This is a genomic window from Malaciobacter mytili LMG 24559 (genome assembly GCF_003346775.1).
In the GTDB taxonomy this organism is placed as follows: domain Bacteria; phylum Campylobacterota; class Campylobacteria; order Campylobacterales; family Arcobacteraceae; genus Malaciobacter; species Malaciobacter mytili.
Genome location: NZ_CP031219.1, coordinates 96,322 through 111,284 on the forward strand (window position 1 = coordinate 96,322; position 14,963 = coordinate 111,284).

Sequence of the window (14,963 nt, forward strand, 5' to 3'; positions counted from 1 at the left end):
AAGTTCTTTTTTCACTATTGGTTAAATCTATAATAAAGAATCCTTACTTAAAATTAATGAAAAAGTATAACATATTAAAATTAAATCTTATAAGAAATAAAATTTCCACATAAACTCCATATCAAATAATATATAATTTAAAAATGATATACTAAATAAGCATAAAAAAAAGAGGTAAAATGAGAGTTCTTTTACTTGAAGATGATACTTTATTAAATGAAATTATTGAAGAGTTTTTAGAAGAGTTAGATTATGAAGTAGTCTCAACTCATGATGGGCAAGAAGCCTTAGAAACTATCTATGAAGATCATTTTGATTTGCTTATTTTAGATGTAAATGTTCCTTCTATAAATGGCTTTGATTTATTAAAAAGCTTAAAAGACAATAAAATTGATATTCCTACAATTTATATAACTTCTTTACATACTTCAAAAGATATTCAAGAAGGTTTTGAATCAGGTGCTGATGATTATATTAAAAAGCCATTTCATTTAAGTGAATTAAAACTAAGAATTAATAATATAAAAAGATTAAGACAGATTGATAATAGTGGTCAAGTAAAATTAAATAATGAAATTTCTTATAATTATGACACAAAATATATAACTGTAGAAAAACAGGAAACTCACCTTTCAAAAACTGAAGCAAAAGTTTTTGAGTATTTAATAAAAAATAAAAACAGAGCTGTTTCAATAGAAGAAATATCTTTAAACAATTGGCTTTATGATGAGGCTCCCACAGCTACAACCATAAGAACCTATATAAAAAATCTTCGAAAGATTTTAGGAAAAGATAAAATATTAAATTTAAAAGCAGTGGGGTATAAAATTACTCTTTAAAAGTTAATATAAAAGTTGTTCCCTCTTTTTCTTTTGAGTCCACATCTACTTTTATATCATATTCATTGCAAATAGTATATACAATATTTAAACCTATACCAAAGCCACCTTGTACATTGTTGGCTCTATAAAATCTTTTAAAAATATCTTTTAGATTTTGTTTATTTATCCCAATACCTGTATCTTTTACAATCATTTTATTATCTTTTAAAATTATGTCTATTTCTCCTCCAATTTTATTGTATTTAATAGCATTGGAAATTAAATTATTGCATAATCGAATAAAACTCTCTTTATCAATAAAAAAAGTAGTTTGTTTAATATCTGTTTTTATTTCAACTCTTTTTTTAGAAGCTAAAGTTTTAAAATACTCTATTTGTTCATTTAAAATCAAATCAATTCTAAGATTTGAAGGAGTTTCTTTTTTCTTTTCTTCTAAAAATAAATAGATTAAATCTTTATATATTTCAGAAATTCTTTTTGCACTTAGATTAATTCTTTGAATATTTTTTTCACTTAATGATGAACCATTACTTGTACACATTAAAATAGCAGTAATAGGAGTATTTAACTCATGAGTAGTATCTTTTATAAAGTTATTTAGCTTTAATCTTTCATTTGTAATAGGTTTTATAAACATTTTTGCAAGATAAAATCCTGTAATAAATAAAAAAGCAAAAATTAGTAAAAAAGAAATAAGTATTTTCTCTTTTAGTTGATATATTTTTTTATAAAAAATATTTTCTTTAATAACCACATAATTAACTCCCAAGTGACCAAGTGCAGAGTCATCAATTAAAATAAAACTATTATCATATTGTTTTATTTTTTTTGAAAAATCAATTTTTTCAGGAATATTTCCTACAAGTTTTTTATAGCTATGGTCATATAAAGCAAAATCAAATTCAATATTTTCTCTAATTTTTTCAGGACTAATTTTTTGATTAGTCATTTGAGCATAGATTATAGTTGAAGAGATTTTTGCTGCAACATTTTTCATATTTGAAGTAATTAAATCATAATATAAATTTGATTCAACTTTATAAAATAGCCATGCAATAATAGTAAGTAAAATAAATGAAGAGCCAAGATATAACCCTAGAAATCTAACTAATGCTGATTTCTCACTTCTTGTTAAAACTATAACCAACTCCTTTTTTTGTCTGTATATATTCATCTGCTAAGATTTTTCTAAGATTTTTTATATAGGTTCTTAGTGTGGAAGAACTAGGAGTCTCTTCATATGTCCAAATATTAGAGATAAGCTCTTCATGGCTGATGATTTTATTTGGATGATTTACTAAATATGCAAGTATCTTAGCCTCTTTTTGTGGTAGATGATGAATAATTCCATCATTTTTTAAAATTAAGTCTTGAGTATTAAATTCAATATTTTCATCAATTTTAATTATATTTGTATCTATATTAAATAGTTTTTTTATATTATCAATTCTAAGTCCAAGTTCTTCTAATTCAAAAGGTTTTTTTATATAATCATTGCATCCAATTTCAAACCCTTTTTTTAAATCATCTATTTGATTTAAAGAAGTTATAAAAATAGAAGGAGTAGTAATACCTTCTTGTCTTAATCTTTGTAAAATCTCAAATCCATTTATATTTGGAACATTTACATCTAAAAGTAATAAATCATAAATATTTGAAAAAAGATTTATTAAGGCATCTTCCCCATCATATGTTGAGGTTACAGTATAATCTTTTGATTCTAAATATTCAGTGATTATTTCATTTAAAATAAGGTCATCTTCTAATAATAGTATATTCATAATTTATCCTAAAAAAGGCAAGTATATCATATTTATAAAAAAAATTTCTACACAAAAAATCCACAAAGATTAATTATTTATCGGTTTTTTTTCGATTATTTCAACTAAATTATAAATAATTGAAGAGGCATCAGCTGGAACATTTTCTCTTTTTTCTTTTTTTACTTTTATAATATATTGGTTTCCTTCTTCAAACTTAAAACCTTTTATATTACTATAAAATAATTGCCATTTATCATCTTTTTGTTTTTTAACTTTTAAGCATTTCATTGGAGCTACACCAACGCACTTAGCTTTATAGGGAGCTATATATAAAGTAGAAGTATTATAAGAAGATACACATCCTACAAAAAATAGTATTGTTAAAAAAGATAAAATTAGAGTTTTCATATTATTGCCTATTTGTAAATTAATTTAAAAATTTAAGATTAGTATAACATAATAATAAATAATATTTCTACACAAAGAGTACACGAAAGTTTATTAAAATTCATAAATAGTAAAAATTACACTTAAAAGGAGAAATAATGATTACTTTAAAAAAAGTAGTAGCTAGTCTAGTATTTACCGCAGGATTACTAAATGCAACTCCCCATGCAATTGATAATTCTCATACACATGTGGGATTTTCAGTTAAGCATTTGATGATTGCAAATGTAAAAGGTGAATTTAAAGACTTTGGTGGGAAAATTGATTTTGATTATAAAACTAAAGAATTTAAAGCCTTAAGTGCAAATATTAAAACTGCTTCAGTTGATACAGGTATAGAAAAAAGAGATAACCATTTAAAAAGTGAAGACTTCTTTTTATCTTCAAAATATCCAGAGATGACTTTTGTAATGAAATCTTATATAAAAGAAGATGATGATGAAGGTAAAATGATAGGAGATTTAACAATTAGAGGTGTTACAAAAGAAGTAACATTGGATGTAGAAATTGGTGGTACAATTAAAGACTTCAATGGAAATAATAGAGTTGGTTTTACACTAGAGGGTAAAATCAATAGAATGGATTATGGATTAAAATGGAATAAAGCACTGGAACTTGGTGGGGTTGCAGTAGATGAAAAAGTAAAAATAATAGTTGAAGTTGAAGCTGTAGAGCTTTAATCTTAAATATAATATAATTTTTTTAAATCAAAAAAAGGAAACAAATGAAAACATTAAAACTAAAATTAGCTACTTTATTTTTAGGTGCAGCTTTAGCTACAACAGCAGCAGTAGCAGCAAACGCAGGTTCTTGTGGAGCTGGTAAATGCGGTGGGGATATGAAAAAAGAGATGAAAGGTTCTTGTGGAGCTGGTAAATGTGGTGGAGATATGAAAAAAGAGATGAAAGGTTCTTGTGGAACTGGTAAATGTGGTGGAGATATGAAAAAAGAGATGAAACACGACATGAAAAAAGAGATGAAACAAGATAAAAAAGTTACTGGTTCTTGTGGTGCTGGTAAGTGTGGAAGTAACTAATTTTTAGTTTTAGCCTCTCTTTTAAAGAGAGGTTAAACGACTTTAATATGTAATTGTTTTAAAACTTTTCTTGTATAAAAAAATGCAAATATAGCAGCACTATAAATCATTATTAAAATACCTATCCACAGGTATTGTATCTCTAAGTTTAAGTAAATAACTATAATAAAACCTACTAAATATTTAGCAACTATTTGTCTATATAGCCCTATATAAAATATCATCTTTGGTTTTTTTATTCCTTGTAGTGTTGAAACACAAACAAATAGAGTTAAAAAAGCGAAAAATATCCAAACTTCTATTGCTAGATAGCCTGTTGCATAAGCTATTACTTCTGTATCTTTATCAAATTGTGAAACAATAAGTTTTCCAAAAGTATATAAAAAAACTATTCCAAAACTACAAAGAAAAAATCCATATTTAAGTGCTGTATAAATAGTTTCTATTACCCTGTCATACTTCTTCGCTCCATAATTATTTGAAACTAAAGTTAATACAGCCGTACTTAATCCTAAAGCTGGTAAAAGCATAATTTGTTCTACTCTAAATCCTATTCCATATCCTGCAACGGCTTTATATCCATATGTGGCAACAAAATATGTAAGAATAAGTGATCCTATTCCCATTGTTAGCATATTTAAACTAGAAGGGAACCCTTGTATTAAAAAGTCTTTATATATTTTCTTTTGAGGTAAAAAATAATAGGGTTTTTCAAAGTGAACAATTTTTGTATTAAGAACTTTTTTAAAAATATATAACATATTAATAATTTGTATTAAAACAGTTGCAAAGGCAATTCCAGAAATACCCATAGAAGGAATAAATAAGAAACCATATATAAATAATGGATTTAAAACTAAATTTGCAAAGAAACCAAAAATAAGGGTGTTTCTATAGGTTTTTGTATCTCCTTTTGCAACTAATATTGCATTTAAAGAGAAATTTGCCATAAAAAAAGGAATTCCCGCAAGTAAAACATACATATAATCTAAACAAATTTGCAAATAGTTCTGTTTTGCTCCTAGTAATAAAAAAACCTCTTTAGAAGTTAGAAATCCTACAAGCATTAATAAAAGTCCAATTAAAGGAATAAAAAGTATTCCTTTATGGGCATAAATAGAAGCTAGAAGATGTTTATTTTTGCCTAAAGCATTTCCTATTAAAGCTGTAATTGCAGATGAAAATCCATATCCTAAAGCCACAATCATAAAAAATAGCATAAAACTAAGAGAGAGTGCTGCAACTGCTTGTGTTGAAATAAGCCCCGCATAAAAAGTATCAACAACGTTGTACATGGTATTAAAAAACATTCCTGTGCTTGCTGGTATGGCAAGTTGTTTTATTAAAGTTGGTATTTCTTTTGTTGTTAGTTCTTGAGTATTTTTCAAAATTTATCCAAAAGTATTTATTTAATTTATTAGAATAGTATAAAAAGATATAAAGTTTGATTTAAAATAGAAGCAATTATGCTTCTATTCTAATCATAGCAGGTTTTTGTGTTACTACTTTTGAGTTTTCTAACTCTGTAATTGCATTTATAATATCTTTTTCAACACAAGTATGTGTTGCTAAAAGAAGATTAGATTTTTCATTTTTTAGTGGTTTTTGTAGCATTTTTTCAATAGAAATTCCACAATCACCTAAGATTGTAGCAATTTTTGCTAATACGCCAGCTTTATCATTTACTTCTAATCTTAAATAGTATTTTGTTTTAATTGCATCTTTTGGTAAAAGTTTTAAATTTTTATTAAAACTTTTTTCATATCCAAGCATTGGAGAACCTTTCCCTCTTCTTGCAATATCCACAATATTTGCAATAACAGCACTTGCAGTTGCATCTCCACCAGCACCAGGTCCATAATACATCGTTTCTCCAACTTTATCTCCAATTACAGAGATACCATTCATAACACCATCAACTTTAGCAATCATTTGGTCATTTGGAACAAAAGCAGGATGAACTCTAAGTTCGATTTCATCTCCTACTCTTTTAGCAATTCCTAATAGTTTAATTGAGTAGTTAAACTCTTTTGCAAATTCAATATCAAAACTAGTGATATTTTGAATTCCTTCTATTAAAATTTCCTCAGGTTTAGCATCAATTCCATAAGCAATAGAACCTAAAATAAGAAGTTTATGTGCTGCATCAAATCCACCCACATCAAAAGTAGGATCAGCTTCTGCATATCCTAAATCTTGTGCTTCTTTTAAAATTTGATTATATTCAACACCTTCATTTATCATTTTTGTAAGCATATAATTACAAGTTCCATTCATAATACCTTTTATTGATATTATATTATTTGCTGTAAGTCCTTCTCTTAGAGCATTAATAATAGGAATTCCTCCTGCTACTGCTGCTTCATACTCAAAAGGAATATCTTGTGCAAACTCTTGTAATTCATATCTATGGTAAGCTAATAAAGCTTTATTTGCTGTAACAACTGCTTTACCTTTTTCTAAAGCTTTTTTTACTACTTCATACGCTTTATCCACTCCACCCATTAACTCTACAACGATATCTATTGAATCATCATCTAAAACTTTATTTATATCGTCAGTTAATTCAATAGAAACATCTCTTTTTTTATTTAGGTTATTAACAACTCCAATTGTTGGTATTAACTCTCGTCCAGCTCTTGCAGTAATAATTTCTTTATTGTCTTTTAATATATTTGCTACACTAGAACCTACAGTTCCTACACCAATAATTGCTATATTTAACATTTTTTATCCTATAAAGTTTTTAAATATTTTTTTATATTCTTTGCTGCTTGTCTAATTCTTTTTTCATTTTCAATTAAGGCAATTCTTACATACCCATCCCCATAGTTACCAAATCCAATACCTGGACTTACAGCAACTTTTGCTTCAGTTAGAAGTTGTTTAGAAAACTCCATACTTCCAAGATGTTTAGCTTTTTCAGGAATTTTTGCCCAAATAAACATAGAGGCATTTGGTACATTCATATCCCAACCTGCTTCTTTAAAAGTCTCAATTAAAATATCTCTTCTTTTATGGTATTTATCAATATGATCTTGAACACACTCTTGTGGACCATCTAAAGCAACAGTTGCTGCAACTTGAATTGGTGTAAACATACCATAGTCAAGCCAAGATTTAATTCTTTTTAATGCTCCAACAAGTTTTTCATTTCCAACAATAAATCCAACTCTCCATCCTGCCATATTGTATGATTTTGATAGAGTAAAGCTTTCAACTGCAACATCAAGTGCACCTTTTGCTTGGAAAATTGAAGGAGTTTTATATCCATCAAAAGTTAAATCAGCATATGCAATATCAGAGATAATATAAAATCTTTCTTTTTTTGCCATATCTACTAATCTTTGGTAAAACTCAGGTTTTACTGTTGCACAAGTTGGGTTATGTGGGAAGTTTACAACCACATATTTAACTTTTGGAATAGACTCATCAACTGTTTTTTGTAATCTTTCAAAAAATAAATCTTCATCAACTTTATATTCATCATCAAAAGTTAATTCAAATTTATGAATAGCTGCTCCACTTAGCATAAAAGCATATGAATGAATTGGATAAGTTGGATCTGGAACAACAGCAACATCTCCTACATTTACAATTGCTTGTACTAAATGAACATAACCTTCTTTACTTCCCATTGTTGCACAAGCATGTTTATTTGGGTCTAAGTAATCAACTCCAAACTTTCTTTTGTACCAATTACATATAGCAACTCTTAATTTATAAATACCAGCACTTGCACTATAACCGTGATTTTTTGGTTTATCTGCAGTCTCTTTTAATTTATCAATAATATGTTGAGGAGCAGGACCATCTGGATTTCCCATTGAAAAGTCTATAATATCTTCTCCCCTTCTTCTTGCTTCCATTTTGATGTTATTAACTTCTGCAAACACATAGTTTGGAAGTCTCTTCATTCTTTCAAATTCTATTTCTGGAAACACTTTTTTACTCCTTAGTTATAATACTCAAACCACGTTTTATATTTATTAACGTGTATAAATCATCAATTTTGATATATTTTGTATTAAGTGGTACTTCTAGTACTAACTTTTTATACACCTTATCTTCTTTTACAATTTTTAAAATATTTAGATGTTTATCATAGAAAACTACTTTTGGAAACCAGTTATTTAATACTTTTGAAACTATTGTAAATTTACTTATTTCTTCATCTAATTTTATTAGATATGGTTTCAAAGGTTTTCTTAGATATTTTTTTTCATTAGCTGTCATTGCTAATGAATTATTTAATGAAGAGAATGTAGTATCAATACTATATTCCCATTTATCATCCCCCTCTCTTTTTATATCAGCAACTCTACAGTTTTGTTTAAAAAGTTCAGTAGCCAATATGAGAGGGTCAATGGCGGCCTCAGTTTTTACTTTAATCTCCCAGTTTAAATTTTCTGTATCATATACTAGATTTTTAGTGAAATAGTAGTAAAACCCTAAAGACTTAAGAGTATCTTTTAAAATTTTTAATGATTTAATTGGATCGTGGTTTGTATTAAATTTGATAAATATCTCTTTAGGTTGAGATAAGCTTAAGTTTAATAAGCCATTTTCTTGAAGTTTTTTTATCACTTTAATATAGTCAATATTTTGACCAATATAATACTCTTCTTGATTTTTAAAAATATAGTTTATTAGGTTTTTATGCTTTATATAATCATAAGAACCGATTAAATTAGAAATTTTATCATCTAATAAACTTGCTTTTAAAGTAATTGCTAATATAGTCAAGAAAAGTATTTTTTTTATCATGGCCTATCTTTTTAAATTATATATTAAAATCCCTGCTGCAACTGAAACATTTAATGAATCAAATTCATGTTGCATAGCAATTGAAACTTTCAAATCAAGTTTTTTTATAACTTTTTTTGAAAGACCTTCTCCTTCACTTCCTAAAAATAGGGCTACTTTATCTGTGCTATCAATTTTTCCATATTTTTTTAAATCAGTGCCATCCATAGTTGCACCAATTAAAGCAAAACCTGCTTGTTTTAGTTCATTTGCTAAATCTAAACTATTTGGGTATAGCCCAAAAGGAATATCAAGCATAGCTCCTGCACTTGTCCTAATAACACCAGAGTTATTTAATGTCTTAACATTTGAAGCAACTATTGCATCCACTCCAAGGGAATAAGCAGACCTTGCAATAGCACCAATATTACCCACATCAGTAACACCATCAAGAACTAAAATAAAATTCATATCTTTAATATCTTTGATAGGAGCATATTCAAACTCTTTTAATTTTAAGAAAAATCCTTGATGATTTCCACCCTGAGCTAAGCTTTGTGCTTTTTTATTATCAAGTTTGATTATCTTCTTACCAAGTTTTAAAAATTTTGAGAAAATTTTTTTATCTATTTCTTTTGAAAATAGAACCTCTTCAATTAAGTGAGGATGTTTTTCTAGTACATAAAGTACAATTTGTTTTCCATATATTATCATAGGCAAGATTCTATCTAAAAATTCTTGATAAACCTCTTTAGAATTTATTACAATAATTTAAGAAAGTTGTAGATTTTATATAAGTTCTTGATAAATATCTTTAGTTTTTCTTCCAGTTAGTTTTGAAAGTAGTTTTGCTTTAGTTTTTGGTGCAATTTCTAAATCTTTAATATCATCAATATTTAAAGGTTCTCCTTCAAAAATAGTAGGCTCAATTAAAACTACCCATTCCCCTTTGATATTTTCATTTTTAAAAAGTTCAAAAATCTCTTTTGCACTGTTTTTATAAGAGTTTTGATGAAGTTTTGTAAGCTCTTTTACTAAAAAAATAGTTCTTTTTTCATCAATAGAAACTATCTCTTCTAAAAGCTTTAGTAGTCTATGGGGTGATTCGTATAAAATACCTAATTTATCACTTTGCATTATTATTTTTAGTTTTGATACTCTTTCATTTCCTTTATGGGGTAAAAAACCATGAAAAGTAAAAGTATTATAAGTAAAACCACTCATAGCATAAGCTGTTAATACAGCGTTTGCACCTGGAATTACATCATATAAAATATCATTTTCAATACAATATTGCACTAAAGAAGCACCTGGGTCACTAACACATGGCATCCCCGCATCACTTACATAAACAACATTTTTTAAAAAAGTCTCTTTTGATAAGTTTTTTAATACTTGTGTTTCATTATGCGAATGAAAAGATTTGTACTCTTTATTTTCAAATGATAGATTGTATTTTTCGGCAAATAAGCCAAGAAGTTTTTTAGTTACTCTTGTATCTTCACAAAAGATAAGTTCCGCCTCTTTTAAAGCATTTAATGCTCTAAAAGAGATATCCTCAAGATTTCCTATTGGAGTGGGAACTAAAATTAACAAGACAGGGTCTTATTTATTTAAGTTATATTTAGCTTTAAATTTCTCTACTCTTCCAGCAGCATCAACGATTTTTTGCTCACCAGTGAAGAATGGGTGACAAGCTGAACAAATGTCAATTCTTAATGACTCAACATTTGATTTAGTTTCGAATGTGTTTCCACAAGCGCAACTTACTGTACAAGTTTTGTAATCTGGGTGAATTTCTTTTTTCACTTTAATTTCCTTAAGATTTCTAATGTCTAATAAAAGGTCAAGTCTTAATGTTGCCCTTTATTAAACTCTTTTAAAAACGGGATTATAGCGAAAAATACTTAAGAATATCTGAATTTAAGTTTTCTATAATATTGGAAGTTTGTTCTTGATTAAATTGCGATTTATTAAAAGTATTTTGCCTTTTTGCAAGTTTTGTAGTGTTTAAAGCAATCTTCTGTTCTAATTGCTCTTTTGTAAGCTTTCCATCAAGATACTCTAAAGTCTCAATTATCCCAATAGAACTCATACAATTAGGCTCTCTTGAGTAATTTTTTTCTAAAAAAATTACTTCATCTATAATACCTTCTTTTATCATTTGTTTAGTTCGAAGTTCTATTCTTTTTCTTAAAACTTCTCTATCCCATAAAATTTCAAAAATTTTTAGATTTTTTAATATAGGTTCTTTTTTATTTTCACTAAAAAATTTAGAGGGAGTTTTTCCTGTTTGTTTATAAATAGCATAAGCTTTTTCTATTCTATATCTATCATTTGCTTCTATTTTTTGCATATACTCTTTATCTAAATTAAATAAAAATTCATAGGCTTCTTCTTGAGGAATATCTAGTTTTATTTTTGTATCAACTCCTAAAGAAAGCCCCTCGATTAGACTCTTTAAATAAAAGCCTGTTCCTCCCACAATAATAAGATTTTTATTATTGTTTAAAGCAAACTCTTTTGCTTTTTTATAACACTCAATAAATTGTATTACATCAAAAGTCTCATTTGGAAAAACTTCATCTATTCCAAAATGAATAATATCGGCTCTTTCTTTTATTGTTGGTTTTGCTGAAGCTATATCAATTTGTTTATAAACTGATAAAGAATCTAAAGATAAAATAATAGAGTTTGTTTTATTTGCTATATCAAGAGCAAGGGCAGTTTTACCTGAGGCTGTTGAGCCTATAATTGCGATTTCTTTCATTAGTTAAATCTTTTTTTATACTCTTCTAACTCTTTTTCAAGTCTTACTATTTCTAACTCTTTTTTATGTAATTCATCTAAAAGTTCTGAAATTTGAGCATTGCTTATTTGTTTAATATTTTTTTGATTATTTGTTGCACAGCCATTTAAAAAAATGATAAAAATTGCTAGTATTAAATATTTAAAGTAGTTCATAAAAATCCTTTAATAAATATTTTAATTAATTACTTATAAAAATTACTTGAAAATATAGTATATAACTCATTTTATATAAAAGATTAGATAAAATCACCAAATGGAAAAATTTACTAAACTTTTAAATGATTTTAATGAACTAGTTATGTTCAAACACTCAATCTTTTCTTTGCCATTTATTTTTATTGCAATGGTTGTTGCAGCTAATGGTTGGTTTGGATTTACTCTTTGTATTTTAGGTATCTTAGCAGCTCTTACTGCTAGAAATTTCGCTATGGGATTTAATAGGTATTTAGATAGGGATATTGATGCTTTAAATCCAAGAACAATTAATAGACCAAATGTAGATGGAAGAATTTCTGCTTCTCAAATGGCTATTTTTGTGGCTTTAAATGCAATAGGATTTGTAGTTGTTGCTTACTTTGTAAATGATTTGGCTTTTTATATGTCTATTCCAATATTAATTGTAATTGGGTCTTATTCATATTTTAAAAGATTTTCATTTTTAGCTCATATAATCTTAGGTATCTCTTTAGGTCTTGCTCCAATTGCTGGGGTAGTTGCAGTAAGTGAGAATATTCCTTTATGGTCAGTTTTATTAAGTATTGGTGTTATGTTTTGGGTTGCAGGATTTGATTTATTGTATTCACTGCAAGATATAGAAGTGGATAAAAAATTAGGTCTTCATTCTGTACCAAGTAAATTTGGTGCAAAAAATACAATGCTTATTTCAAAAGTATTTCATATTTTAACAGTGATTTTTTGGCTTTTATTTGTAATTACTTCAAATAGCTCTGCTTTTGCTTATATTGCAGTTGTTATTAGTGCTTTAATGTTAAGCTATGAGCACTACTTAGTAAATAAAGATTTTACAAAAATTGATAAGGCATTTTTTACTGTAAATGGATACTTAGGAATAGTATTTTTTATCTTAATTGTATTAGATAATATATAAGGATTTTAAATGAGTAATATGTTAAAAGAAGTTACATTTTTAACAGTAAAAGAGTTGCAAAATGAAGATATTATCTTACCTAGTAAATATTCTAAGATATTTGAAAATAATGCAAAAAAATTAGAAATAAATTTTGATGATGAAAATATAATTTTAAAAGATTTGTATGAGGATACTACAAATGTAAATAGTGTAGTAAAACAAACAAATGAAAATTTAAACTTTCTTCACCAATCAACAGATGATGCAAGAGTTGCTATTATAAATAAAGATGAAAAATCTTTACATAATATCTATAATGAACTTGCAAAAATGAAAGAGAAAATAGATTTCTTGCAAAAAGAACTTTTCTCTGATACTTTAACAAAAGCTTATAATAGAAAATGGTTTATGGATTACTATTTGGTAGATAGAAAATTTATTGAAAATGGAGCTTTGTCTTTTATTGATGTAAATAAATTTAAAGATATTAATAATACTTATGGTCATCTAATTGGTGACCAAGTTTTAAAATATCTTGTATCTTTTTTAAAGCAAGAACTAGATTTTAGTGGAGTTAATGTCTTAAGATATGCAGGTGATGTGTTTATGATAGTTTTCAATGAAGAAGCTACAAACTCACTTGATATTGAGCTTCTTTTATCACAAGCTCAAGAAAAACTTGCAAATCAAAAACTAAAAACTGCAAAAGTAAATAATATTTCATTTTCTTTTTCTTATGGATTAACAAATTTTGTAAAAGATGAAGAAGTAGAAATAGTCCTAAATAAAGCAGATGAACTAATGAGTAAGAATAAAGAAAGCAGTAGAGAATTTTAAGTTTTCTTTTGTTAAAATTCGCATCTACTACAAGCGCGTCTGTGGCTCAACTGGATAGAGCGCCGGGTTTCGGCCCCGGTGGTTGTGGGTTCGAATCCTACCAGGCGTGCCATTTGTCTTAAAAGCCCTAAAAATAGGACTTTCTTCTAACTTTAATTTTTCTGGTGTCAAATAGGTGTCATATAGTGCCAACACTATTTTGAAAACATTCTCCAAATTTATCATTTTTAACTGGGATATATTCTGAATATTTTTCAAGTGTCACTTTTACATTCTCATGTCCAGCAATTTTGGAAACATAAGTTATATCTTCTCCATTTGAAATTAGAGTTGAAATAAATGTTCCTCTTGTTTGATGTAGGTTTCTATAACTTACATTTGCTTTTTTTAGTGTTGGAACCCAAATTTGTTCTCTAATTTTTCCCGCACTGTGGAAATGTTTATTTGTTCTTTCTGTTAAGAATACATTAGAATCACTCTTTCCAGTAATCTTAAATTGATTTTCTAAAAAAGGAAGTAATGTTTTTACAATTGGAACAATTCTTCTACTTTTGGTAGTTTTCAAAATTGTTTTATGATTTCCATTTACAATTTGTTCTTTTATAGAAATAGTCATTTTTTCAAAATCTATTGATTCCCATTTTAAGCCAATTAGTTCTGATGCTCTAAGTCCTGTAAAGAAAAATGTGGCTATCATATTTCTATTTTGCCCTTCTGAAATACTTAAAATTTTATTTATTTCACTAGGCTTAAAAGGTGTAAGTTTAATTCTTTCAACTTTTGGTTTTTCAGTTTCATTTAACTTCTTAGCTTTTGAAACGGGATTATTATCTATAATTTGAGCTTCAATAGCATCTTCAAACATACTATTTATACAACTTCTTATTTTTAGAATTGTAGCTTTTGCTAAATGTTCTTTTTCTTGAAGATTATTTTGCCATATAGTAATATCTTGCCCACTAATTTCATTCAGAGTTTTTTCTCCAAAAGTGGGTTGAATATATTTAATATAATTCTTTCTATGAGCATAAATTGTTGAAGAACATCTATTCCCCTTTCTTAATTCAAATGATTTCTCAATAAATTCATCAACAGTAGGAATATTTTTCTTTTTGTTTTTAAAGAACTCCCCACTTGATATTTTATAGTTTAAAGTGGGTAGAAGTTTTTTTTCTGCAAACTTCCAATTAGATGGTGTATAATCAAGACGTAAAGGTTTTCTATATCTTTGTCCATTATGAGTAAAGTCAACCCATATAGTCTCTTTTACACCTTTTTTTGTTTTTGATTTTTTAACATATAGTTTCATTGTATTTTCCTTATAAGTGGCAACCACAAATCAACCATAAATACATATGGATTATAGTTGATTATATGCTAAGATAGACTTA

Annotated in this window: 18 protein-coding genes and 1 tRNA gene; 6 read left to right on the top strand and 13 right to left on the bottom strand. The window is 26.9% G+C overall.

Going from position 1 to position 14,963, the window contains the following annotated elements; all coding sequences use genetic code 11:
• The first annotated feature begins 179 nt into the window (after positions 1-179).
• On the top strand, positions 180-839 hold the full coding sequence (locus AMYT_RS00485; RefSeq protein WP_114840619.1) for a response regulator transcription factor: 660 nt from the start codon (positions 180-182) through the stop codon (positions 837-839).
• On the opposite strand, the gene AMYT_RS00490 is transcribed toward AMYT_RS00485, so the two are convergent.
• The 3 genes from AMYT_RS00490 to AMYT_RS00500 all read right to left on the bottom strand — a co-directional run bounded on the left by AMYT_RS00490 (position 829) and on the right by AMYT_RS00500 (position 3,013).
• Positions 829-1,989, bottom strand: a complete 1,161-nt coding sequence (locus AMYT_RS00490) for a sensor histidine kinase (protein WP_114840620.1) — start codon at positions 1,987-1,989, stop codon at positions 829-831. The two genes, AMYT_RS00485 and AMYT_RS00490, sit on opposite strands and share 11 nt — an antisense overlap.
• The gene (locus tag AMYT_RS00495; protein ID WP_114840621.1) at positions 1,964-2,623 is read right to left on the bottom strand and encodes a response regulator transcription factor; all 660 of its coding nucleotides are present in this window, start codon (positions 2,621-2,623) and stop codon (positions 1,964-1,966) included. Before AMYT_RS00495 ends, AMYT_RS00490 begins: the two co-directional genes overlap by 26 nt.
• Positions 2,624-2,692: 69 nt before the next feature.
• Complete coding sequence (locus AMYT_RS00500; RefSeq protein ID WP_114840622.1) at positions 2,693-3,013, bottom strand: DUF4377 domain-containing protein; 321 nt, start codon at positions 3,011-3,013, stop codon at positions 2,693-2,695.
• A 137-nt stretch (positions 3,014-3,150) separates the two neighbouring features.
• Between AMYT_RS00500 and AMYT_RS00505 the strand changes: the two genes are divergently transcribed.
• Positions 3,151-3,732 (top strand): YceI family protein, encoded by a 582-nt coding sequence (locus AMYT_RS00505; protein WP_114840623.1) that lies wholly within the window; start codon positions 3,151-3,153, stop codon positions 3,730-3,732.
• A 44-nt stretch (positions 3,733-3,776) separates the two neighbouring features.
• Positions 3,777-4,088 (top strand): HvfA family oxazolone/thioamide-modified RiPP metallophore, encoded by a 312-nt coding sequence (locus AMYT_RS00510; protein WP_114840624.1) that lies wholly within the window; start codon positions 3,777-3,779, stop codon positions 4,086-4,088.
• Between the two features lie 32 nt (positions 4,089-4,120).
• On the opposite strand, the gene AMYT_RS00515 is transcribed toward AMYT_RS00510, so the two are convergent.
• The 9 genes from AMYT_RS00515 to AMYT_RS00555 form a co-directional block, all read right to left on the bottom strand.
• Entirely contained in the window at positions 4,121-5,476 is a 1,356-nt protein-coding gene (locus AMYT_RS00515) for an MATE family efflux transporter (protein ID WP_228197873.1), read from the bottom strand.
• Between the two features lie 76 nt (positions 5,477-5,552).
• On the bottom strand, positions 5,553-6,815 hold the full coding sequence (locus tag AMYT_RS00520; RefSeq protein WP_114840625.1) for a homoserine dehydrogenase: 1,263 nt from the start codon (positions 6,813-6,815) through the stop codon (positions 5,553-5,555).
• 8 nt (positions 6,816-6,823) lie between these two features.
• Positions 6,824-8,032 (bottom strand): LL-diaminopimelate aminotransferase, encoded by a 1,209-nt coding sequence (locus AMYT_RS00525; RefSeq protein ID WP_114840626.1) that lies wholly within the window; start codon positions 8,030-8,032, stop codon positions 6,824-6,826.
• 4 nt (positions 8,033-8,036) lie between these two features.
• Entirely contained in the window at positions 8,037-8,855 is an 819-nt protein-coding gene (locus AMYT_RS00530; protein ID WP_114840627.1) for a hypothetical protein, read from the bottom strand.
• A gap of 3 nt (positions 8,856-8,858) precedes the next feature.
• On the bottom strand, positions 8,859-9,548 hold the full coding sequence (rlmB, locus tag AMYT_RS00535) for a 23S rRNA (guanosine(2251)-2'-O)-methyltransferase RlmB (RefSeq protein WP_114840628.1): 690 nt from the start codon (positions 9,546-9,548) through the stop codon (positions 8,859-8,861).
• A 75-nt stretch (positions 9,549-9,623) separates the two neighbouring features.
• Positions 9,624-10,430, bottom strand: a complete 807-nt coding sequence (gene rsmI, locus AMYT_RS00540) for a 16S rRNA (cytidine(1402)-2'-O)-methyltransferase (RefSeq protein ID WP_114840629.1) — start codon at positions 10,428-10,430, stop codon at positions 9,624-9,626.
• A gap of 9 nt (positions 10,431-10,439) precedes the next feature.
• Positions 10,440-10,643 (bottom strand): 50S ribosomal protein L31, encoded by a 204-nt coding sequence (gene rpmE / locus AMYT_RS00545; protein WP_114840630.1) that lies wholly within the window; start codon positions 10,641-10,643, stop codon positions 10,440-10,442.
• Positions 10,644-10,725: 82 nt separating this feature from the next.
• Positions 10,726-11,604 carry a tRNA (adenosine(37)-N6)-dimethylallyltransferase MiaA gene (miaA, locus tag AMYT_RS00550; protein ID WP_114840631.1) on the bottom strand — a complete coding sequence of 293 codons (879 nt, stop codon included), beginning with the start codon at positions 11,602-11,604 and terminating at the stop codon, positions 10,726-10,728.
• On the bottom strand, positions 11,604-11,798 hold the full coding sequence (locus AMYT_RS00555) for a hypothetical protein (RefSeq protein WP_114840632.1): 195 nt from the start codon (positions 11,796-11,798) through the stop codon (positions 11,604-11,606). The genes miaA and AMYT_RS00555 overlap by 1 nt, the downstream gene beginning before the upstream one ends.
• A 100-nt stretch (positions 11,799-11,898) precedes the next feature.
• Between AMYT_RS00555 and mqnP the strand changes: the two genes are divergently transcribed.
• The 3 genes from mqnP to AMYT_RS00570 all read left to right on the top strand — a co-directional run bounded on the left by mqnP (position 11,899) and on the right by AMYT_RS00570 (position 13,684).
• Positions 11,899-12,753 carry a menaquinone biosynthesis prenyltransferase MqnP gene (gene mqnP, locus AMYT_RS00560; protein WP_114840633.1) on the top strand — a complete coding sequence of 285 codons (855 nt, stop codon included), beginning with the start codon at positions 11,899-11,901 and terminating at the stop codon, positions 12,751-12,753.
• Between the two features lie 9 nt (positions 12,754-12,762).
• On the top strand, positions 12,763-13,572 hold the full coding sequence (locus AMYT_RS00565) for a GGDEF domain-containing protein (protein WP_114840634.1): 810 nt from the start codon (positions 12,763-12,765) through the stop codon (positions 13,570-13,572).
• Positions 13,573-13,607: 35 nt separating this feature from the next.
• Positions 13,608-13,684 (top strand) — tRNA-Arg (locus tag AMYT_RS00570).
• Positions 13,685-13,750: 66 nt separating this feature from the next.
• Here AMYT_RS00570 and AMYT_RS00575 read toward each other — a convergent pair.
• Positions 13,751-14,881: a site-specific integrase gene (locus tag AMYT_RS00575; RefSeq protein WP_114840635.1), complete on the bottom strand. Its 1,131-nt coding sequence runs from the start codon at positions 14,879-14,881 to the stop codon at positions 13,751-13,753.
• Positions 14,882-14,963: the final 82 nt, after the last annotated feature.